Genomic DNA, 21,689 nt, shown 5'->3' on the forward strand with positions numbered 1-21,689 from the left:
AATTGTATAAATTAAAACACGGAGCCGGCAACGCCGGGCTTGCATGCGGCATATTTTTCCTGTAATAAGAGCGAGTAGTAAATTTGTGCGTTGAATCGGCAATTCAGGGAATCCCGTGAGAACCGGGAGCGGTCCCGCCGCTGTAAACGGAGACAAAGCCGCATTGAGCCACTGTCATTGATGACGGGAAGGCGCGGCTGAGAAAGACCCGTGAGCCAGAATACCTGAGTCGATTTCATAACGGCAGCCTCCGTGGATTGAGGGACAGGCCGCAAGCGAACTTGCACCTTTCCCGGCATGGCCGGGATTTTTTTTTGACGCAAGCCCCGGAGGCATTCTTCATTTGACATTTAAGGAGAGCAAGAATGCATCTGTATTGGAAAATCTTTGAGGAACTGAAACTTCTTGGGGAATACCCCGTTTTATTGGACCCCAGCCTGAAACGCTGCTTCAAGCACTGGATGGAAACCCATCAATACTCCCTGACCATGGCCGAGCAAAGACACATACCCATGTTTCCCGGACCGGAAGCATTTGGGGTGACGCTTTCCTTAAATTAGACTGGAGCTTTGGAGGCTTGGGTTAAGGAAGAAAGCGGCCCGTCCGCAAAAAACTGGTCACTCGCGCTTTAACTTTTGCTTTGTTCATAAAAAAAGTGTGGTTGTAGGGAAGAGTCAGGAACTCAGACATGCCTTCCACTTTGGCGCGCTCCACGGAAACCTTGCCGTCGTCCTCCCCTTTCAACCAATTGGAAAACAAGGGGTTTACGCTCAACGTGCCGGCCAGTACGCCCACTTCATAATCCACCGGGCCGAGGCGGTTCGGCGCGGACTCGGGGTCCGTGCCCAGCTGCCTTCCGGCCTGGCCGTTCAACGCGACAAACAGAGGATTGTCCTTAAGGTGGTCCACGACTTCGCTGCCCTTGTTGGGCGGACATAGCATGACGACTCTGCCCAGGTTGTGGGGGTGGAATTCGGCGAACATGGCCCGCACAATGATTCCTCCCATGGAATGGGTCACGAAATGGACTTTGGGCGCGTCCCAACAGTCCAGGGAGTTGAGCTTTTCCTTCACCTGTCCGGCCAACTCCCCTATGGGGAATTTGCGGGAGGGATACCCTATATTTATGACCTTAAACCCCTGGCAGGACAGGCTTTTTTCCAAAGGCTTCATGGATCGTTCCGTCCTGGCCAACCCGTGCAGCAGCACTACCGTCTCTTTTTGGGGCTCGGAATCCTTGTCAGAGGCCCAGGCGTCCTGAGAGCCGAAAATTAACAAAAGGCCTAACAAAGACAGGGCGAGAAGCGTTCCTTCCGTAATATTGGTCATCCGCAGCATGTCCGTCCAAAATATTCAAGATTGCTTGATACCGCCAAGATGCTGAAAATTATAGATAGCCCGCTCTGTCGCCAGAGTCAAAGCTTTACTTTGGCTTTAACTAAGGTCTTGCTTATAATTGCATGCGCATGATATTCCTTTTTATTCATATGGTTATTTTTTCAGCACGCCGCGCTTTGGCTGTTTCAGGAGAGGCGCCAGCGAGCAAAGGGCTTCATGGCCGTGAAGAATCCAAAAGTTAAATTGTCAGACAGAAACGCCCGTAGATAAAGGATGCCCAATGAAACAGATTAATTCCTGGGTAAATGACGCCAACAGTTCTTTACTGACAGACCTGTATCAACTGACCATGCTTCAGGCTTATTGGGAGCTTGGCATGGAGCAGGAGTCCGTATTCAGCCTGTTTGTACGCAGACTGCCTGAAAACAGAAATTATCTTGTGGCGGCGGGCCTGGAAGACGTGCTGCGCTACCTGGAAAGCATATGTTTTGACCAGGGCGCTCTTGAATCGTTGAGAGCGCTCCAATTGTTTTCGGATGATTTTATCAGTTGGCTCGGCGCCTTTCGATTTACCGGAGCCGTCTACGCCATGAAAGAAGGCACGCCGTTTTTTGAAAACGAACCGGTTCTTGAGGTTGTCGCGCCCTTGCCCCAGGCCCAACTGGTCGAGACCTTTATCATGAACCAGATCCACTTTCAGACTTTAGCGGCGACCAAGGCGGCTCGCGTAATTAATGCGGCTCATGGAAAAACCGTGTTGGATTTTGGCTTACGGCGGATGCACGGAACGGACGCCGGCATGAAAGCGGCCAGGGCCTTTTATATTGCCGGGGTGGGCGCCACCAGCAACGTTCTGGCCGGGTGCGAATATGGAATTCCCGTGGCGGGAACCATGGCTCATAGCTTTGTCCAGGCCCATGACGATGAAATGGAGGCCCTGCGCAACTTCACCAAAGTGCATCCTCAAACCATATTGCTGGTGGATACCTATCATCCCCTGGAAGGCGTAAAAAAAGTCATCGCCCTGGCAAAGGAAATGGGGGATGAGTTCCAAGTGCGCGGCATCCGGCTGGATTCCGGAGACCTGGCGCAACTGGCCGTGGAGTCCCGCAAGCTGCTGGATGAAGCAGGCCTTGAAAGCATAGGCATTTTCGTTAGCGGCAACCTGGACGAATACTCGTTGGAAGGCATTTTTCGGGCGGATGCGCCTATTGACGGTTTGGGCGTAGGCACTCGCATGGGCGTTTCCATGGACTGCCCCACCGTGGACTTTGTATACAAAATGGCGGCCTATGACGATAAAGGGCGGATTAAGACCTCGCCCGGCAAGGAAACCTACCCCGGCCAAAAGCAGGTGTTTCGCCAGGAAGAAAACGGCAAGGCAGTCTTTGACATTTTGGGTCAATGGGGAGAGGAGATCCCCGGCCGCCCCTTGTTGAGTTTGGTGATGGAAAAAGGGCGGAGGCTGGCGCCAGGGGACCTGGAGCAGTCGCGAGCACATTGTACGGATGCGCTGTCCAGGCTGCCTGAGCAAGTCCTCGGCAACGAGCCTGCCAAGCCCGGGTATGAAGTCCGCATCAGCCCCAGGCTGGAACAGGCGCGGCGAGAGTGCGTGCGGCAATACGCCGGAAAATTAACATAGTCTTCGGTTCAGCAGGCCGTCAGTCATATTCAGAATGTTTAACAGGCGGGATTTTTTCGCATGAAGCAGCCCAAATGGTTTACACATCCGGTTACAATGCTGGTCCTGTCCATTCTGGCCTTGGCCGGCTCCTTGTCTCTCTACATATACTGGTACGTAGAAGCCAGTTCCAGCCTATACAAAATCGCCCGGATGCTGAACACGGACCCGGCCCAGTTTTCCAAACCCGGAACCTGGGTGGTTATTTCGGTGTTGTCCATCCTGGTGGGGGTGATCCTATTAGGCATTTTAACGATTTTCGTGTACACCATCCAGGCCAGAAGACTTTATCGGGTGCAACGGAATTTCATCAATAACTTCACCCATGAGCTTAAAACCCCGGTCACCTCGCTCAAACTTTATCTGGAAACCTTTCAAAAGCATGAACTGCCCAAGGAGGACCAGCAGCGCTACCTGGGATACATGGTCGCTGACATCGACAGGTTGTCGGATAACATCGCCAGGATTCTCAACCTGGCGAAAATTGAAAGCAAAACCTATGAGGATGAGCTGATTCTATGCGACGTCTACGCGTTTACAGAGAGTTTTCTCAAGACGAATTCCCATGTTTTTCTGGATAGCAAAATCACCTTGAACAACCCTTCGGGACACATGCTTCCATGCAGGATCAATCAATCCTTGTTTGGAGTATTGTTGATGAACCTGCTCACCAACGCAATCACCTACAATGAGTCCAAGATTCCTGAGGTTGAAATCCGTTTTGAAATCCACAACAAAAAGCTGCACATTGTGTTTACGGACAACGGCATGGGCATGGAAAAGCGTCATTTTAAAAGAATATTTAAAAAATTTTATCAAATCGGCCGATCAGATGACATGTCCGCCAAAGGCAGCGGCCTGGGCCTGTTCATGACGGCCACAATAGCCCGGATTCACAATGCGCGAATCAAGGCCTCCAGCAAAGGGCTTGGGCAGGGGTCTGAATTCCGCCTGATCATGCCGTTTCGCTGGTAGAAAGGACCATTCATCATGGTGTTGCAGGACGAAGCCTCCAAACGCCGCATATTGGTTGTGGAAGATGAAGCCCACATTGCAGACGGCCTGAAACTCAACCTGGAATTGAACGGCTATGAAGTGGAGATAGCCGTGGACGGGGTGGAAGCCCTGGAAAAGTACAGATTCTGGGGGCCGGACCTTATTGTGTTGGACATCATGCTTCCCCAGATAGACGGGCTGTCGGTTTTACGGAACATCCGCTTGAACGACCAGCACATCCCCATCCTTATATTGTCGGCCAAGGGCGCCCCGGAAGACAAAATCACGGGTTTTTCCTACGGAACGGACGATTATCTGTCCAAGCCCTTCAACCTGCAGGAATTCCTTTTACGCGTGGAAAGGCTGATTTCCCGGGCCACCAAGGGCACTGCCCCGGTCTCGACCGAAACTCGAGAGCTCCAGGTGTACCGATTCGGAAATAATACGGTCGATTTCACCACGTTTTCCGCTGTGTGCCAAAAGGGAGAAGTCAAACTGAGCGATCTGGAGGCGAAGCTGCTCAAACTTTTTTTTACAAACAGGGGCAAGCCGTTATCCCGCAAGGAATTATTGGAAATGGGCTGGGGCTACACCGGAGCGACCAGCACGCGGACCGTTGATAATTTTATTGTCCGGTTCAGGAAATACTTTGAGGACAACCCCAAGAAGCCGAAATATTTTAAGAGCTTGCGCTCTGTAGGATATATCTTTGATTTCGAATAAAACCTTAATACGGCGCGTGTATATGTAGGGGGCGACATGGTAATTAAAGCGGATATGGCAAGCAATTATCTCTTGGATGGGTTGGGGCAGGATCAAAAATCCTGGCTGCTTTCCTGCTTTACGAAAAAAAGTTTTAAAGCAGGCGAGCAGGTGTTCCGAGAAAATGACAAGGGAGATGAATTGTTTTTTGTGGAATCCGGACGCGTGATAGTCAAGCGCTGGATCACGGAAGGCAATGTGGACAAAATCCTGCTAACGGCGGAAAGAGGCGACGTGTTCGGCGAAATGGCCTTTGTGGATTACGGCCTTCGGACGGCGACGGCGTATGCGGAAGTGGACAGCATGATTCGCTGCCTGTCGCGCAACACGTTCAACTCATTCTGTGAGAAATACCCCAACGCAGGCGCCAAGGCTTTAGACAACCTGCTGCGCATTCTTACGTTGCGCCTGAGGGCCACCACGGAATCCTACGTGGACGCCGTCCAGTACAACGTCCAGGTGAGCGGCACGGAGTCGCTTGGCTTTCAGCACCTTATAACAAGCAGCATGACAGTAGAGGTATTGCTGACATCAGGTGCGTCCATATACGGCACCGTGGTCACAGTGGAAAAAAGCGAGGCGGGCTTTCAAATCATCCTACGGCAGCCCAAGGGGGGGTTGATAATGACGCCTTATCACGCCATTGCATGCATTTATTTTGACGCTGACAAAAAATAATAGGGGTAAAAATAATGCCGGTATTGGACAAAGTCTTTAACGCAGCCGCCGAACATTTTGCATCCGATATCCATATTGCCCCGGGCGAGCCTGTCGTCCTTCGCATCCAGGGGCAATTGAAGCGGCTCAAGAGCGGCCCCTTGACGCAAGAGCAATGCCGTAAACTAATTCTTGAAATCCTGACTCCGGCCCAACGCAAACAACTGGAGCAAGACCTGCAACTGGATTTTGTATACGACCTGGGCGATGTGGGCAGGTTCCGGGGCAACGCCATGTTCCACCAAGCCGGGATGAGCGCGGCCTTCCGGTTCATTCCGCCCTGGATTTCCTCCTTGTATGAGTTGGGGCTGCCGCCGGTGGTGGAAAAGGTTCTGGACAACCACCAGGGGCTGATATTGGTAACCGGCGCCGCGGGCCAGGGGAAATCGACCACCATGGCCGCCATGGTGGATTACATCAACACCAAACGCTCCCACCATGTCCTGACCGTGGAAGACCCCATTGAGTTCGTCCATCCATACAAAAAAGCCGTGGTCAACCAACGCCAGCTCGGCGAAGGCACCCTATCCTACGCCAACGCCCTTAGAGCGGCGCTAAGAGAAGACCCGGACGTGATCATGATCGGCGAGCTCAGGGATTTGGAAACCATATCCCTGGCCATCTCCGCTGCGGAAACCGGCCATTTGGTCATAGGCACCCTGGCTTGCGGAAGCGCCCCCAAAACCATTGACCGGATTATAGACTCCTACCCGGCGGGAGAGCAAAACCAGATTCGCGCCATGCTGAGCGAAGGGTTGAAGGCGGTCGTCACTCAGCGCCTGATTCCGAACATGAACGGCAAGACCATGGAACTGGCCGTGGAAGTGCTTATCGTCACCCTGCCCATCTCCAACCTCATCAGGGAAGGAAAGGTTTTTCAAATTCCGTCCATCATGCAGACCGCCAAACGCGTGGGCATGGTCAGCATGGACGATTCTCTGATTCAACTGGTGGAGGACGGCAAGGTTGCTGCAAGCGAAGCGGTGTTGTACGCCAAGAACGCCCATCTGTTCAACCGGCTGCTTACCAAAGAAAAGGTTGGGGCTGGCAGGCGGGAGGGGTCGCAGGCCGCTTAAAACTTTAAAAGCAGGTATTTGGTTTTTAATAATAGAGGATCCAATGGCTGAAATTGATGCGTATTTTCGGGAAATGAAAGATAAAGGCGCCAGCGACCTGCACATGGTCATTGGCTTTCCCCCGCTTTTGCGCTTGCGCGGAGAACTGGTTCCCACGGATCATGACGTGCTTACTCCCGAATCCAACGAAAAAATTCTGTTTGAAATGCTGAACGAAGAGCAGCAGCAATATATTAAAAAGAATCGGGATTTTGACATGGCCTACGAAATTCCGGGAGTGGCCAGGTTCCGTTGCAACATGCTTTACCAACAGCACGGGATCGGCGCGGTTTTTCGCATTATCCCCACAAAAATCCTGACCCTGGAACAGCTTAATCTTCCTGAAGTTTTAAAAACCATTTCCGAATATAAAAAAGGGCTTGTTCTGGTCACAGGCCCCACGGGGAGCGGCAAGTCCACCACCCTGGCGGCCATCATCAATCATATTAACGAAACCCGCTCAGGCCATATCATAACCATTGAAGATCCCCTGGAATTCGTCCATCCCAATAAGAAATGCCTCTTCACGCAAAGAGAGATAGGAACCCACGCCCACAGCTTTTCCGACGCCCTTAGAGTGGCCACCAGGCAGGACCCGGACATCATTCTGGTTGGGGAAATGCGCGATCCGGAAACCATTTCCATGGCTTTAACCTGCTCGGAGCTGGGGATTCTGGTTTTCGGCACCCTGCATACCAACAGCGCCGCAAAGACCATCGACCGCATCATCAACGCCTTTCCGGCGGAACAGCAGGCCCAAACCAGGACCATGCTGTCCGAATCGCTTCAGGCGGTCATTGCCCAGCAATTGCTTAAAACGGCTGACGGCAAAGGGCGGTGCGCCGCCAATGAGATCCTTTTGGGCTCCTCGGCCCTTGCCTCTATGATTCGGGAGGGAAAAATAACCCAGATCGGGTCTTTGATCCAGACGGGAACTTCTCAGGGCATGCAGACCATGGACCAGCACCTGAAGCAACTGGTGGCGGAAGGACGCATTACCAACGAAGCCGCTTACGAAAAAGCCCTCAACAAAACCCTGTTTGAAGGCGGAGCTTAAAAACCGAGGGCGGCTTAATCCGCAATTTAAGCCGCAGCAATCCTGTTGGAGCGCTGTTTGCCGCATCCTGGATATATTGACACAGAAGCCAATGAATGCCAAGCCGGGATCAAACAACCCAGGCCGTAAAGGAGTTCAGCCGGCTTGCGCCGACGGGGAATATTGGCCGTCCCAGTCCCATACCTGATTGATTATCCTATGCAGGAGAGGTCGCACCAGAACCTCGGCGGCCTTTCCGTACAGCAAGTCCAGGTGATTCGCCCCATGGATGACGAAATCAACCAGTTGGGAGCGCTCGGGCGTGATCTCCACATTTTTCAGGTCGTCGGCGGTCTTCAGGTGGAAGACCCTTTTGACCTTGTGCGGATACAGGCTGCTGAATTTCAAGTTCGAGGGCGGCGCCAAGGGATCCGCAGCGCCGAAAAAGTGGAAGGTGGGAATTTCCGGAGGAAAATACCCCATGCTCTTGGAGTAGTTCAAACGCGTGGCGTCCATGCGCTTGAAGCCTTCGCCGTTGTATATGGCCTTTAAAAACTGGAAGCCCAGCCCCAAAGGCACGGATTCCATGGCTTTACGAACGTAGTCCGTGGAAAACCGCGTGCAATCCGTGTGGTTTTCAGGATTCACCAAAAAATTGACGCCCCCCAGGTCGCTGTGCAAAAACGCCGTGCTGATGTGCTTCAAAAAGGGCGGCTGCGAAACCATCCAAAACAATTCCCGGATGGGCACCCTATGAAAATGAAAAATCCTGGCAAGATGATTCAGCCACAAAGCAACCGGGAACAGCAAGTGCGCGCGTTTTTCAAAAAAACGGGGGGAGCCCAGACAAATGGTGGCCCGCACGGAGGACATGCTCTTATCCACTTCCTTTTGGGAGGGTAAAATCAAATCCAACGCCTCTTTCTGCTCGGAGGGTATTTTAAGGGAGTCGAAATTATTGCGCAGCCCCCAGGCCAGGGGCATGTGTTCGGCTATCATCCCGCCCATGCTGTGCCCGAGCAATATGCTGGGCTTGCCGCTGCTGCGGGAGTGCACAAAACGGACGACCGTGGGCAGGTCGTAATCGCTCAGGGTGTCCACGGTATAGAAGGGATCGAATTTTCCTTCGTTAATGCCCATGCCCCTGGGGTCGAAAAGATAAGTCCAGTACCCGCGATCCGCCAAATCCTTGGCCAGGGAGTATCGGTTATTGACGTTGAAGCAGTTGCTGTTATTGGAAAATCCGGGAATCAACACCACGGAGGGCCTGTTGTCCCCGGCTGTAACGTCCTCCATGGAGCACAGCCTGCGAAAACGGATTTCCTTTCCCTCTTCCGTGTAGTCCCGATAATACACAATCTCGTAATCGCCCCGGCCATTGAACTCCCGTTCGTCGATTTCGCTCTCAAAATAGGCCGGCTGCCGATCTTTAAGAAAGGCTTCCAGTAAAATACGCCTTCTTCGCGCCTCTTCCAAAATGGTGGAAAAAAAATAGGCCGGAACGGCAAAACGGATTTGAGACAGATGCTTAAGCTGCTTTTGAGTCAGCATAATGACGTTTTCCGTCAACTTCAGATTGCCCTTTTCCAACTCATCATACAACACCGCCTTGATTTCCACCCGGGGAATGCGCTGGCCGGTGGCCCGGAAAAACAGATGATACAAGCTCAGAGCCAGCTTGCCCACGGCCATGGCCTTCAACTCCTCCCGGGTCTTGATCAACTCCTCGGAGACCGGCAGGCCCAGGCGCAACTGGCCTTCATAAAAGGTGCTGTAATAATCATAGCCGGTGTTGACGGCCCATCCTGGAATTTCATTGAGCAACAGACGGGAGACTCCACGGGCGGATTTTCGAAGTTGGCTGGAAATCAACATGCACCTAACCTCTTATTTTTCATTAGAGCTAAAAGGGCTTCACGAGAAGATTGGGAGGCAACCACTATACCAAGTTATTTTAACCGGCGAATCATTGTGTGTCAATCCAAATCACATACTATATCTTGTGCCCAAGACAAAACAAAGGCCTGAAAGGCTTCATGCGATACAGATTATCACTCCCCCCTTGAAACAACTGCAAGTGATATTTAACTCCATTTAAGTCAAAAGGCAACAGTTTCGTAGAAAAAAATGATAAGTATTTTATTTAAAAAGAAATAATTTGAAACAAACGTAGAATTAATAAGGTTTTCCAACAAGGGCGACGTGAAGGGGAAAATCACTAGATAGTAGGCATTTAAGCAAAAAGAAAGGGGAAGGCCCCCGGTTCGCCAAAGCGGGAGCCTTCCCCATCAACTGGAGGAGCTATGGTTTCGCGGATCAGTCTTTCACTTCTTCAAAATCCGCGTCAACAACATCGTCGTCCGGGGCTGCGCCGCCTGCCGCGCCCTGGCCTGCGCCGGGATCGCCCGCTGCGCCGGCCTGGCCTTCTGCGGAAGCCTGCTGATACATGGCTTCGGCCAATTTGTGCGAAGCAGTGGTAAGCTCTTCGGACAGGCGTTTGATTTCTTCCACGTCCTCGCCTTCAAGGGCTTTCTTGAGCTTTTCAACGGCCGCTTCCACGTTTTCCTTGGTGGATGCGTCAATCTTATCGCCCAGATCCTTGAGGGATTTTTCCGTGGCGTATACCAGGGCGTCTGCGTTATTGCGCGCGTCGGCCAGTTCTTTCTTCTTTTTGTCTTCCTCGGCGTGGAGCTCGGCGTCCTTGACCATCTGATCGATTTCCTCTTCGGACAGGCCGGAGGAAGCGGTGATCTTGATGGACTGCTCTTTGCCCGTGCCCTGATCCTTGGCGGAGACGGACACAATGCCGTTGGCGTCGATGTCGAAGGTCACCTCGATCTGAGGCACGCCGCGCGGGGCGGGCGGAATGCCCACCAGCTCGAAACGTCCGAGGGTCTTGTTTCCGGTCGCCATTTCACGTTCGCCCTGAAGCACATGAATGGACACGGCGGGCTGATTATCGGCCGCCGTGGAGAACACCTGGCTTTTCTTCGTGGGGATGGTGGTGTTCTTTTCAATGAGCTTGGTCATGACGCCGCCCAGGGTTTCGATGCCCAGGGACAAGGGGGTCACATCCAGGAGCAGGACGTCCTTGACGTCGCCCATGAGCACGCCGCCCTGAATGCCTGCGCCGATGGCGACCACCTCGTCCGGGTTTACGCCCTTATGGGGCTCTTTGCCGAAGATCTTTTTCACGCGTTCCTGGACTGCGGGCATACGGGTCATGCCGCCAACCAGGATGACTTCATCCACCTCGGATGCGCTCATGCCGGCATCCTTGAGAGCGGTCACGCAGGGGCCTTCCAGCTTGTCCAGAAGGTCGGAAACCAGGGATTCCAGCTTGGCTCTGGTCAGCTTGACGTTCAAATGCTTGGGGCCGCTTGCATCCGCCGTGATAAAGGGCAGGTTGACTTCGGTTTCCACGGAGGTGGAAAGCTCCATCTTGGCCTTTTCAGCGGCTTCCTTAAGGCGCTGGAGCGCCATTTTGTCGCTTCTGAGATCGATGCCCTGATCCTTCTTGAACTCGTCGGCCAGATAGTCGATGACCAGCAGGTCGAAGTCTTCGCCGCCCAGGTGGGTGTCGCCGTTGGTGGACTTGACTTCAAACACGCCTTCGCCGATTTCCAGGATGGAAACGTCGAAGGTGCCGCCGCCAAGGTCGAACACCGCGATTTTCTCGTCGGATTTTTTATCCAGGCCGTAAGCCAGGGAGGCCGCCGTGGGTTCGTTGATGATGCGAAGCACGTTGAGGCCTGCGATCTTGCCGGCGTCCTTGGTTGCCTGGCGCTGGCTGTCGTTGAAGTAAGCAGGCACCGTGATAACGGCGTCGGTTACGGTTTCGCCCAGGTATTCTTCCGCGGCCTTTTTAATGTAGGCCAGGATGAAGGAAGAGATTTCCTGGGGGGAGTATTTCTTGCCTTGCAACTCAATGTAGGCGTCTCCGTTGTCCCCATCCACAATCTGATAGGGCAAAACGTTCATGTCGTCTTTAACTTGCTGGGATGCAAACTTGCGCCCAATAAGCCTTTTGACGGCAAAAACCGTGTTTTGCGGGTTGGTGATTGCCTGCCGTTTTGCAATCTGACCGACCAAACGTTCTCCGCTGCTTGAAATGCCTACAATGGACGGAGTGGTGCGTCCGCCGTCAGGATTTGTCAGAACCTTGGGCTCCTTGCCTTCCATGACCGCCACGCAAGAGTTGGTAGTGCCAAGGTCGATTCCGATTACTTTGCCCATATTTGAGCCCTCCTTAGTATGGATAGTATTTTGTAATTCTTCGCGCCTTTTATTATGCGCGTTTTAACGTCTTGTTTATTCCAGGCGTTTGGCTTTTAGGCCTTGCCTTTTGCGACCGCCACCAGGGCGGGGCGTATGAGGCGATCCTTTAAAAGATAGCCTTTTTGCATTTCCCGTATGACCGTTTCATCGGGATGTTCATCCGACTCCTCCGCCATAAGCGCCTGATGATAAGCCGGATCAAATGTCTCTCCGATGGCGCTGATACGGGTCACTCCGTATTTCTCCAGAACCTTGAGGATCTCCCTTTCAGTCATCTGGACGCCTGCAAGCAGATTCTGGGCGCAGCCGGGATCGTCGGTATTCACCGTGCACTCCATGGCCCTTTCCAGATTGTCTATGACCGGGATAATGTCCTTGATCAAGGTCTCATTCGCGTACTTCTTGAATTCATTGGTTTCCCGATCCGCCCGGCGCCTGTAATTTTCGAACTCAGCCAGGGTCCTCAGGTACAAATCCTTATAATCCGCGGCTTCTTCTTCCTGAGCCTCCTCAGCATCCTGGGCCTGTTCAACGGCTTCCTCGGCCATTTCCTGTTGAATTTCCGCTTCGCGGGCCTGCTCTTCCATGTTACCGGCTTCCTGGGTTTCATGCGCTTCCGCGCTGCTTTCCTCAGCAGCGTCATGAATCGGCACTTTTCTAGACTGGTTCATTCTTTCCATAATTAACTTCCAACAATCGGATTTTTTAAAGATTTGCCATCGCTCGGGAACAAGATAAGACCCGCTGGCGCCTTGTCAAGTGGCATAATGCCATGGAATCACTATGTTGAAAGACTTTTTTATGGACGCGAAATGCCTTCTGAGACTCATTATTAGTAAGGGACGACGGCGCCTTTCAATAAGGGTTTCTGCTTTTTTGTCCCCAATCTCAGGAAAATTCTCAGATACACCTTGAAAATGTCGTACAGAATAGTTATCATATTGATTGGTTGTGCTAGGTCCTTTCCGGGCTGAATTCCTCCCTGAGGTTTCCTTGTCCTGGATTAACGGAACACTCGGACCGGCCGCCGCGCAACAGACGGCCATGAACCTCGTCAGGTCCGGAAGGAAGCAGCGATAAGTGGTTTAGTCTGTGTCGTGGATCGATCCCGGTCATGTAGTGTTTTTAGTTGTTCAGGAACAGACTCCAAAGGGAGGTGCACAACCTCGCACCCAACCCTTAACAGACAGGCGGCAATCCATGTTTAGAAAAAGGAGAAAAACCCATGTCCCCTGGCAGTAGATGCGCCGGGCTTCTTGCGTGGATTATCCTTTGCCTTTGCCCCCCCCTTTGTTTCGGCCTGACCGAGGCTGAGCAAACGGTCATAGACATTCACCGCGACGCAGCGCCCGGCGTGGTAAACATTACTTCAATCACGGTCCAATATAATTTCTTCTACCAACCCGTCCCCCGCGAGGGGTCCGGTTCCGGCCTGATTATAGACAACCAAGGCCACATCCTTACAAATAATCACGTTATTAAAGACGCCCATCAATTGGAAGTCACCCTGGCTGACGGCAAGCATTATAAAGGACGATTGGTGGGCTCTTATCCGGACGGCGACATAGCCGTCCTACAGATAAACGCCCCCGAGGAAGTCCTGAGGCCCCTGCCCATAGGGGACTCTTCCCGCTTGCAGGTGGGCCAGACGGTTTTAGCCCTCGGCAACCCGTTCGGGCTGGGCGAAACCTTGACCACCGGCGTTATTTCCTCCTTGGGGAGATCCATAACGGGCGATGACGGCTACCTGATGGAAGGATTGATTCAAACGGACGCCTCCATCAATCCCGGCAATTCCGGCGGCCCCCTTTTAGACACATCGGGCAATGTAATTGGCATCAATACCGCCATCCTGTCCCCTAGCGGAGGAAGCATCGGGATTGGTTTCGCAATCCCTGCTGACCTTTTAAAGCGCATTGTCCCTGAACTCATAGAAAAGGGATATGTAGCTTACCCTTACTTTGGGCTGAGAGTCTTTCCTGTCTTTCCCGCACTCGCGGAGGCCCTGGGCCTGGGAGTGGATTACGGATGCTTGGTGGTGGAAGTTGTCAGAGGGGGGCCTGCGGACTTGTATGGCATGCGAGGTCCAACGAGAAAAATCAGAATCGGCAACTCAATCTTCCCCGTAGGAGGAGATGTAATAGTTGCCATCGACGATGATAAAATTACTGACGGAGACGACTTTCAACGCACCGTCGCAAGGCATTGGCCCGAAGACGAGGTTCAGGTGAAGGTGCTTCGCGACGGCAGATTTCTCACTATTCCAGTAACCCTTGGCGAAACGCCAAGAGCCAGGCGACGATAAGGGCGAGGGCTGCATGACCGTTACGCAAAATGCCGTGCTGCTGATTCTTTTTGTGGGGCTGTCCGGATTTTTTTCAGGGGTGGAGACCGCCTTCACCTCTCTTTCCGAGATTCGGCTTCAACATCTGTTGGAAAAAGACACCAAGGGGGCCAAGAAAATCGCCGCCTTGTTTGAAAACAAGGAACGCCTGATTATAACCATCCTCATCGGCAACAACCTGGTTAATATTGCAGCATCCTCTCTGGCGACCTCCATGGCCATCAAAATGTACGGGGCCACCGGCGTGGGAATCGCCGTAGGAGTCATGACCTTCATCATCCTGGTTTTTGGCGAGGTCACTCCCAAAACCATCGCCATTGCAAAAAATGAGTGGATAGCCACCAAGAGCGCTTGGACGATCCGCGCCTTGCAGGTTCTTTTCAGGCCCATCATCATTGTTCTGGAGTTGCTCTCCGTCCTCTTGGCCAAACCACTAAAATCCTCCGCCCAACCCATCATTACGGAAGATGAAATTAAAAGCGTCGTCACTTTAGGCGAGGAAATCGGGGAGGTTGAGGAAGACGAACGGATTATGATCCACAACATCTTCCGCTTTTCGGACCTGGAGGCTTACGAGATCATGACCGACCGCACGGCCATCTTTTCAGCTCCGGCCGAGTTCACCGTGGAAAAAGTGGCCAAGGAGGTGGTGCTCAGGGGGTATTCCCGCATTCCTATTTATGAAAACAAACGGGACAACATCGTCGGCATCCTGTACGCCAAGGACATGCTAAACGCGCTGATTTCCGGCAAGGAAAAAGCCGCCCTCAAAGAGCTCGCCAGACCGGTCATGTTCGTGCCTGAAACCATATTATTGGACGATTTGTTGAAACAGTTTCAAAAGGAACGGGTCCACATGGCCATGGTGGTGGACGAACACGGCGGCGTGGGCGGCCTCATCACCATTGAGGATCTTCTGGAGGAAATCGTAGGCGATATTGTGGATGAGACCGATAAGGAACAGGTTATGATCCACAAAACGGGCAAGAAAAAAGCCCTTGTCAAAGGCCAGACCGAAGTGGAGGAGGTCAATCGCGTCCTGCACCTGGGCATCAGCGAGCACGAGGACTTTGAGACCATATCAGGATTTATTTTAAGTAAGATGAGGAAGATACCCGAACCTGGAGAGGAACTTAACATAGGCGACATCGTCATCCGCATCACGAAGGCGGATAATCGCCATATAGAGGAAGTGGAAATAGAAAAAGTATAGCAGGGCCTCCCCCCCCTGGAACTTGCGCATTCCAGGCGTATGCCAACCTGTCTTCAGTAACAGAGACTTCATTCGCCCATTCATGCGTTTATCAATACTAAGCGTTGAACGCGCCATGTTCGGACTTCAGCACCCCCGCCTTGGCGTCTCAACCATGGCGCCGGTTTTAAAGATGCCTTGATTAAAAGGCTGGTTAACTGGTATATGATTAATCTTTATTCTAATGGCTAAACGGCCATTGAGGCGCCATGAAAATATTTTAACCCCCATTTAGTAACCCCCAAAGGAGAGAGATCAACATGAAGGATGTCGTTATTGTGTCCGCATGCCGGACGGCTATTGGAAGTTTTGGCGGGACCCTGCGTGATGTAAAAGCCTGCATGATCGGCAAGGTGACCATGGAAGAGGCTATCAAAAGGGCGGGGATTGATCCCGAAATTATAGATGACGTGCGCTACGGATGCTGCATGGAGCCCGCTGAAAGCCTGAACGTGACCAGAACGGCCGCTCTTCTGGCAGGCATTCCGGACACCACCACGGCAGTGACCATCAACCGCGTTTGCATCTCCGGTATGGAAGCCACAATTTCCGGTATGGCCATGATCCAGGCCGGCATGGCCGACGTCATCCTCTGCGGCGGCATGGAGCACATGTCCGGCGTGGAATACCGCGTGCCTAACGCCCGCTGGGGCTGCCGCCTCCAGGACGCTGAGTTTGTCGATGCTGTGATCCGCGGCCTCCATTGCGGTTCTCATATCATTCCCCATCCTGAAGAAGGCCCGGTCAACGCCGACGAACCGCCTTTGAGCTTTTTCAAAGGCAAACCCTACATCATGGGCCACACCGCTGAATTCATCGCCCAGCATTACAACATTTCCCGCGAGGAAATGGATGAAATCGCTCTCAAGAGCCACAACGAAGCGGAAAGGGCCACCAACGACGGCTCCTTCGCCGATGAAATCGTGCCCGTCCCTGTGCCTCAACGTAAGAAGGATCCCATCTTGTTTGATAAGGACGAACACTTCCGTCCCGGCATGACGGCGGAAACTCTGGCCAAGCTGCCCCCCGCCTTTGTGCCGAAAATCGGCAAGGTTACCGCCGGCAACTCCTCCGGCCTCAATGACGGCTCCACCGGCATGATCATCATGAGCGCTGACAAAGCCAAGGAACTTGGCCTCCAGCCTCTGGCCAAAATCACCGCCACCGGCCGCGGCGGCTGCCATCCTTCCGTCATGGGCCTGTCCCCGGTGCCGGCCGTGAAAGACTTGATGGCTCGCTCCGACTACAAACTGGAGGACTTTGAACTGATCGAACTCAACGAAGCGTTCGCCGCCCAATACCTGGGATGCGAAAAGGAACTGGGCTTGAACCGCAGCATCACCAACGTAAACGGCTCCGGCATCGGCCTTGGCCACCCCGTGGGATCCACCGGCGCCCGCATCATGGTCACCTTGATGTACGCCATGAAGAACCGCGGCAAGAACCTGGGCATGGCCACCCTGTGCGGCGGCGGCGGCGTTTCCATGGCTGTTGCGCTTGAAATGATGTAGATTTTATTATAATCTACCGATATTTAAAAGGGGGCGGTTTTCCGTCCCCTTTGTTTTGTAAACCATTTAACTTTGAGCTTTTCTCGTAAAAAACAATGAGCAAGCAACAAAAAAAAGAAGTCGAACAAAGACGCTGTTTCGGAATCATCAGCCACCCTGATGCCGGCAAAACCACCCTTACGGAAAAATTCCTTTTATTCGGCGGAGCTATCCAGTTGGCTGGCGCGGTCAAAGCCAGAAAAGCCGCCCGCCATGCCACCAGCGATTGGATGTCCATTGAAAGGGACCGCGGCATTTCCGTCACCACCTCGGTCATGACTTTTTCGTACAGGGATTTTTTCATCAACCTGCTGGACACCCCCGGCCACCAGGACTTTTCCGAGGACACATACCGGGTGCTCACCGCAGTGGACAGCGCCCTCATGGTGATCGACAGCGCTAAAGGCGTGGAAGCCCAGACCGAAAAGCTGATGGAAGTCTGCCGAATGCGCAACACTCCCATCATCACCTTTATTAACAAGATGGACCGGGACGGCATGGCGCCCCTTGATTTGCTTTCCGACATTGAAGAAAAGCTCCAAATCGAATGCGCGCCTCTCACTTGGCCCATAGGCGCTGGGAAGGGCTTTGCCGGGGTTTATAACCTATACAAAAAGGAATTGCAGCTTTTTACGGCCGGCGGCAAGACTCGCCAAAAAGACGGGATCGTCATCCAGGACCTGGACGATCCCAAGCTGGCGGAATTGATAGGGGAGTCCAAAGCCGAAGAGTTGAGAGAAGACATCGAATTGCTGGAGGGCGCCGCCAACCCATTTGAAATGGAGCATTACCTTTCCGGCTCTCAGACTCCGGTGTTTTTCGGCAGCGCCATCAATAATTTCGGCATTACCGAACTGCTGGACGCCCTGGTGGAAATGGCGCCCGCTCCCGGCTTACGCCCCGCAGAGTCGAGGGACGTTTCCCCACTGGAGGAAGACTTCTCAGGCTTTACCTTTAAAATTCAGGCCAACATGGACCCTGCCCACCGGGATCGCATCGCCTTTGTTCGCATCTGCTCAGGCAAGTTCAATAGAGGCATGAAGGTCATGCATCACCGGATCGGCAAAGAAATGATCATCTCCAACGCCACTATGTTCATGGCCCAGGACCGAGCGAATGTTGAAGAGGCCTGGCCAGGCGACATCATCGGCGTCCATAATCACGGAACCATTAAAATCGGCGATACGTTTACCATTAAGGAGCCTTTAAAATTCACGGGCATCCCAAACTTTGCGCCGGAGCATTTTCGCCGCGTCATGCTGAAAGACCCCATGAAAGCCAAACAGCTTAATAAAGGCCTGACCCAGCTTGCTGAGGAAGGCGCCGTGCAGGTTTTCAGGCCGTTGACCTCAGCAGACAATATTTTGGGCGCAGTGGGCGTGCTTCAGTTTGACGTGACCATGGCCCGGCTGAAGGCGGAATATAATGTGGACTGCATATATGAAGCCATCGATTATAATACGGCCCGCTGGGTGGAGTGCCCGGACAATAAGATGCTGGACGAATTTAGAAAGGCCAATCAGGCCAACCTGGCGCTGGACGGAGAAGGGCAGCTTGCTTACTTGGCGCCCAGCCAGTGGCGTTTGGGATTCGTCCAGGAGAACTGGCCTGACGTTGTTTTCCACAAGACCAGGGAATACAACTAAAATATCCTATCGACATTTTAGAATAGAAAAAGCCGTTTCAAGCGGATGAAATCCGATTGAAACGGCTTTTTTATTTTCATTAGGAAGGCGCTATGTAAAACTAAAGCGTTTCCTAAAAAAGAAAGGCCCGAGCCTTTTTGGTTGACTCGAGCCTTAGAAAAAGAATCCGGCGACGACCTACTCTCCCACAAAGCTGCCCTTGCAGTACCATCGGCGCGGAGGAGCTTAACTTCTGTGTTCGGGATGGGAACAGGTGTGGCCTCCTCGCTATAGCCGCCGGAAAGCGGTTTGCATTCGAGATATGCACATGAAAACGTTCATTTGTTGTTAAACAGGGGGATAAAAAGTGGCCAAGCCGCACGACCGATTAGTACCGGTAAGCTAAACATATCACTATGCGTACACACCCGGCCTATCAACCTTGTAGTCTACAAGGGGTCTTAAGTTCGCATGTCTCCATGCAAAGGGATATCTTATCTTGAGGGGGGCTTCCCGCTTAGATGCTTTCAGCGGTTATCCTTTCCGAACATAGCTACCCTGCTATGCCGCTGGCGCGACAACAGGACCACCAGAGGTTCGTCCACTCCGGTCCTCTCGTACTAGGAGCAGATCCTCTCAAATATCCTACGCCCACGAAAGATAGGGACCAAACTGTCTCACGACGTTTTAAACCCAGCTCACGTACCACTTTAATTGGCGAACAGCCAAACCCTTGGGACCTGCTCCAGCCCCAGGATGTGATGAGCCGACATCGAGGTGCCAAACCGCCCCGTCGATGTGAACTCTTGGGGGCGATAAGCCTGTTATCCCCGGCGTACCTTTTAGCCGATGAGCGACGGCCCTTCCATTCGGGACCGCCGGATCACTAAGACCTACTTTCGTACCTGCTCGAAATGTCTCTCTCGCAGTCAAGCTCCCTTATGCCTTTGCACTCTACGGCTGGTTTCCAATCAGCCTGAGGGAACCTTCGCGCGCCTCCGTTACTCTTTGGGAGGCGACCGCCCCAGTCAAACTACCCGCCAGACACTGTTCTCCGCCCGGATAACGGGTCGGAGTTAGAGCCCTAAAACAACGAGGGTGGTATTTCAAGGGTGACTCCACCGAAACTGGCGTTCCGGTTTCATAGTCTCCCACCTATCCTACACACGATGTTCCAAAACCCAATGTCAAGCTGTAGTAAAGGTGCCGGGGTCTTTCCGTCTTTTCGCGGGTAGACGGCATCTTCACCGCCAATACAATTTCGCTGAGTCCCTGGTTGAGACAGTGCGGAAGTCGTTACGCCATTCGTGCAGGTCGGAACTTACCCGACAAGGAATTTCGCTACCTTAGGACCGTTATAGTTACGGCCGCCGTTTACCGGGGCTTCGGTTCCCAGCTTCTCCACCGAGGTGGATAACAAGTCCCCTTAACCTTCCGGCACCGGGCAGGCGTCAGACCCTATACATCGTCTTGCGACTTAGCAGAGTCCTATGTTTTTAGTAAACAGTCGCTACCGCCATTTCTCTGCGACCTCCGTCAGCTCAATAAGTAAATTACATCACCAACAGAGGCACACCTTCTCCCGAAGTTACGGTGTCATTTTGCCGAGTTCCTTAACCAGGGTTCTCTCAAGCGCCTTGGGATACTCTCCCCACCCACCTGTGTCGGTTTGCGGTACGATCACCTGATAATCTCACTAGAGGCTTTTCTTGGCAGCATGGGATTAATGACTTTATGAGACAATGTCTCTCGTATTCGCATCTCGGCCTTAGGAAAGTGGATTTGCCTGCTCTCCCAGCCTACGTGCTTAAACCGCGTATTCCAACACGCGGATCATCTACCCTCCTGCGTCCCCCCATCGCTGATAACGATTATCTGGTGGTACAGGAATATTAACCTGTTTTCCATCACCTACGCCTTTCGGCCTCGGCTTAGGGATCGACTAACCCTGAGAAGATTAGCTTTACTCAGGAAACCTTGGGTTTACGGCGAACGGGTTTCTCACCCGTTTTATCGCTACTCATGTCAGCATGGTCTCTTCTGAACAGTCCAGCCGTCCTTACGGTCGACCTTCAGCCCGCACAGAATGCTCCCCTACCGATACATACATAGTATATATCCCGCAGCTTCGGTGGTGTGCTTGAGCCCCGTTACATCTTCGGCGCAGACCCACTTGACCAGTGAGCTATTACGCTTTCTTTAAAGGATGGCTGCTTCTAAGCCAACCTCCTGGTTGTCTCCGCGTTTCCACATCCTTTCCCACTTAGCACACACTTAGGGACCTTAGCTGGCGATCTGGGCTGTTTCCCTCTCGACCACGGAACTTAGCTCCCGTAGTCTGACTCCCGCGATAGAAGTTAACGGTATTCGGAGTTTGGTTAGGTTTGGTAATCTGGTAGGACCCCTAGCCCATCCAGTGCTCTACCCCCGTCACTTAATTACGCGAGGCTATACCTAAATATATTTCGGGGAGAACCAGCTATTTCCAAGTTTGATTGGCCTTTCACCCCTATCCACAGGTCATCCGAGCAGTTTTCAACCTACGGCGGTTCGGGCCTCCACGCCATTTTACTGGCGCTTCACCCTGCCCATGGATAGATCACTTGGCTTCGGGTCTACTCCACGCAACTAATTCGCCCATTTCGGACTCGCTTTCGCTGCGGCTACACCTAACGGCTTAACCTTGCTACGTAAAGTAACTCGCTGACTCATTATGCAAAAGGCACGCGGTCAGGCCGGAAAGGGCCGAAGCCGATTCCATAACCCTCCCACTGCTTGTAAGCAAACGGTTTCAGGTTCTATTTCACTCCCTTATAAAGGGTTCTTTTCACCTTTCCCTCACGGTACTGGTTCGCTATCGGTCGTCAAGTAGTATTTAGCCTTAGGAGATGGTCCTCCCGAATTCCCACAGGGTTTCTCGTGTCCCGCGGTACTTGGGTGTCCAATCCAGGAAGCCTGCTTTATTTCGCATACGGGGCTGTCACCCTCTATGGCC

Annotated in this window: 15 protein-coding genes, 2 rRNA genes, 1 other RNA gene and 1 riboswitch (1 of these 19 cut by a window edge); of the genes, 12 read left to right on the plus strand and 6 right to left on the minus strand. The window is 52.7% G+C overall.

Features of this window, described 5'->3' with window-relative positions:
• Positions 1-105: 105 nt before the first annotated feature.
• Positions 106-226, plus strand: a riboswitch (cobalamin riboswitch).
• A gap of 139 nt (positions 227-365) precedes the next feature.
• Complete coding sequence (locus tag G491_RS0124690) at positions 366-560, plus strand: hypothetical protein (RefSeq protein WP_028316448.1); 195 nt, start codon at positions 366-368, stop codon at positions 558-560.
• Positions 561-582: 22 nt separating this feature from the next.
• On the opposite strand, the gene G491_RS0124695 is transcribed toward G491_RS0124690, so the two are convergent.
• Positions 583-1,329 (minus strand): esterase/lipase family protein, encoded by a 747-nt coding sequence (locus G491_RS0124695; protein ID WP_248635520.1) that lies wholly within the window; start codon positions 1,327-1,329, stop codon positions 583-585.
• A 289-nt stretch (positions 1,330-1,618) separates the two neighbouring features.
• On the opposite strand from G491_RS0124695, the gene G491_RS0124700 reads away from it, so the two are divergent.
• Genes G491_RS0124700 through G491_RS0124725 form a run of 6 tightly spaced genes read left to right on the plus strand, consistent with a single transcriptional unit; the run spans position 1,619 to position 7,666 of the window.
• Positions 1,619-2,980 (plus strand): nicotinate phosphoribosyltransferase, encoded by a 1,362-nt coding sequence (locus G491_RS0124700; RefSeq protein WP_028316450.1) that lies wholly within the window; start codon positions 1,619-1,621, stop codon positions 2,978-2,980.
• A 60-nt stretch (positions 2,981-3,040) separates the two neighbouring features.
• Positions 3,041-3,994, plus strand: a complete 954-nt coding sequence (locus G491_RS32390; RefSeq protein ID WP_035220082.1) for a sensor histidine kinase — start codon at positions 3,041-3,043, stop codon at positions 3,992-3,994.
• A 15-nt stretch (positions 3,995-4,009) separates the two neighbouring features.
• Positions 4,010-4,738: a response regulator transcription factor gene (locus G491_RS0124710; RefSeq protein WP_015948354.1), complete on the plus strand. Its 729-nt coding sequence runs from the start codon at positions 4,010-4,012 to the stop codon at positions 4,736-4,738.
• A 36-nt stretch (positions 4,739-4,774) separates the two neighbouring features.
• Entirely contained in the window at positions 4,775-5,455 is a 681-nt protein-coding gene (locus tag G491_RS0124715; RefSeq protein ID WP_028316451.1) for a cyclic nucleotide-binding domain-containing protein, read from the plus strand.
• A gap of 14 nt (positions 5,456-5,469) precedes the next feature.
• Entirely contained in the window at positions 5,470-6,570 is a 1,101-nt protein-coding gene (locus G491_RS0124720; RefSeq protein WP_015948357.1) for a type IV pilus twitching motility protein PilT, read from the plus strand.
• A 43-nt stretch (positions 6,571-6,613) separates the two neighbouring features.
• Positions 6,614-7,666, plus strand: a complete 1,053-nt coding sequence (locus G491_RS0124725) for a type IV pilus twitching motility protein PilT (protein WP_015948358.1) — start codon at positions 6,614-6,616, stop codon at positions 7,664-7,666.
• 135 nt (positions 7,667-7,801) lie between these two features.
• Here the strand turns inward: G491_RS0124725 and G491_RS0124730 are convergent, their stop codons facing one another.
• The 3 genes from G491_RS0124730 to grpE all read right to left on the minus strand — a co-directional run bounded on the left by G491_RS0124730 (position 7,802) and on the right by grpE (position 12,603).
• Positions 7,802-9,520: an alpha/beta hydrolase gene (locus G491_RS0124730; RefSeq protein WP_015948359.1), complete on the minus strand. Its 1,719-nt coding sequence runs from the start codon at positions 9,518-9,520 to the stop codon at positions 7,802-7,804.
• A gap of 441 nt (positions 9,521-9,961) precedes the next feature.
• Entirely contained in the window at positions 9,962-11,881 is a 1,920-nt protein-coding gene (dnaK, locus tag G491_RS0124740; protein ID WP_028316453.1) for a molecular chaperone DnaK, read from the minus strand.
• Between the two features lie 95 nt (positions 11,882-11,976).
• Positions 11,977-12,603 carry a nucleotide exchange factor GrpE gene (grpE, locus tag G491_RS32395; RefSeq protein ID WP_015948361.1) on the minus strand — a complete coding sequence of 209 codons (627 nt, stop codon included), beginning with the start codon at positions 12,601-12,603 and terminating at the stop codon, positions 11,977-11,979.
• A gap of 269 nt (positions 12,604-12,872) precedes the next feature.
• On the opposite strand from grpE, the gene ffs reads away from it, so the two are divergent.
• From ffs to G491_RS0124770, 5 genes are all read left to right on the plus strand, one after another.
• Positions 12,873-13,087: signal recognition particle sRNA large type (gene ffs / locus G491_RS35085), an RNA gene on the plus strand.
• 61 nt (positions 13,088-13,148) lie between these two features.
• Positions 13,149-14,228 carry a S1C family serine protease gene (locus tag G491_RS0124755; RefSeq protein ID WP_028316454.1) on the plus strand — a complete coding sequence of 360 codons (1,080 nt, stop codon included), beginning with the start codon at positions 13,149-13,151 and terminating at the stop codon, positions 14,226-14,228.
• Positions 14,229-14,241: 13 nt separating this feature from the next.
• Positions 14,242-15,480, plus strand: coding sequence for an HlyC/CorC family transporter (locus G491_RS32400; protein WP_015948363.1), 1,239 nt, complete (start codon positions 14,242-14,244; stop codon positions 15,478-15,480).
• Between the two features lie 299 nt (positions 15,481-15,779).
• Complete coding sequence (locus G491_RS0124765) at positions 15,780-17,030, plus strand: thiolase family protein (protein WP_028316455.1); 1,251 nt, start codon at positions 15,780-15,782, stop codon at positions 17,028-17,030.
• 95 nt (positions 17,031-17,125) lie between these two features.
• The gene (locus tag G491_RS0124770) at positions 17,126-18,715 is read left to right on the plus strand and encodes a peptide chain release factor 3 (protein WP_015948365.1); all 1,590 of its coding nucleotides are present in this window, start codon (positions 17,126-17,128) and stop codon (positions 18,713-18,715) included.
• A 164-nt stretch (positions 18,716-18,879) separates the two neighbouring features.
• Here G491_RS0124770 and rrf read toward each other — a convergent pair.
• Both rrf and G491_RS0124780 read right to left on the minus strand, forming a co-directional pair.
• Positions 18,880-18,996: ribosomal RNA gene (gene rrf / locus G491_RS0124775) — 5S ribosomal RNA — on the minus strand.
• Positions 18,997-19,061: 65 nt separating this feature from the next.
• Positions 19,062-21,689, minus strand: a 23S ribosomal RNA gene (locus G491_RS0124780) (it continues 395 nt past the right edge of the window).

Source organism: Desulfatibacillum aliphaticivorans DSM 15576, assembly GCF_000429905.1.
Classification (GTDB): domain Bacteria; phylum Desulfobacterota; class Desulfobacteria; order Desulfobacterales; family Desulfatibacillaceae; genus Desulfatibacillum; species Desulfatibacillum aliphaticivorans.

Bases quoted from the DNA above. Each gene is read 5' to 3' on its own strand.
- G491_RS0124690 (WP_028316448.1), top strand. From the start codon at position 366: ATGCATCTGTATTGGAAAATCTTTGAGGAACTGAAACTTCTTGGGGAA.
- G491_RS0124695 (WP_248635520.1), bottom strand. From the start codon at position 1,329: ATGACCAATATTACGGAAGGAACGCTTCTCGCCCTGTCTTTGTTAGGC.
- G491_RS0124700 (WP_028316450.1), top strand. From the start codon at position 1,619: ATGAAACAGATTAATTCCTGGGTAAATGACGCCAACAGTTCTTTACTG.
- G491_RS32390 (WP_035220082.1), top strand. From the start codon at position 3,041: ATGAAGCAGCCCAAATGGTTTACACATCCGGTTACAATGCTGGTCCTG.
- G491_RS0124710 (WP_015948354.1), top strand. From the start codon at position 4,010: ATGGTGTTGCAGGACGAAGCCTCCAAACGCCGCATATTGGTTGTGGAA.
- G491_RS0124715 (WP_028316451.1), top strand. From the start codon at position 4,775: ATGGTAATTAAAGCGGATATGGCAAGCAATTATCTCTTGGATGGGTTG.
- G491_RS0124720 (WP_015948357.1), top strand. From the start codon at position 5,470: ATGCCGGTATTGGACAAAGTCTTTAACGCAGCCGCCGAACATTTTGCA.
- G491_RS0124725 (WP_015948358.1), top strand. From the start codon at position 6,614: ATGGCTGAAATTGATGCGTATTTTCGGGAAATGAAAGATAAAGGCGCC.
- G491_RS0124730 (WP_015948359.1), bottom strand. From the start codon at position 9,520: ATGTTGATTTCCAGCCAACTTCGAAAATCCGCCCGTGGAGTCTCCCGT.
- dnaK (WP_028316453.1), bottom strand. From the start codon at position 11,881: ATGGGCAAAGTAATCGGAATCGACCTTGGCACTACCAACTCTTGCGTG.
- grpE (WP_015948361.1), bottom strand. From the start codon at position 12,603: ATGGAAAGAATGAACCAGTCTAGAAAAGTGCCGATTCATGACGCTGCT.
- G491_RS0124755 (WP_028316454.1), top strand. From the start codon at position 13,149: ATGTCCCCTGGCAGTAGATGCGCCGGGCTTCTTGCGTGGATTATCCTT.
- G491_RS32400 (WP_015948363.1), top strand. From the start codon at position 14,242: ATGACCGTTACGCAAAATGCCGTGCTGCTGATTCTTTTTGTGGGGCTG.
- G491_RS0124765 (WP_028316455.1), top strand. From the start codon at position 15,780: ATGAAGGATGTCGTTATTGTGTCCGCATGCCGGACGGCTATTGGAAGT.
- G491_RS0124770 (WP_015948365.1), top strand. From the start codon at position 17,126: ATGAGCAAGCAACAAAAAAAAGAAGTCGAACAAAGACGCTGTTTCGGA.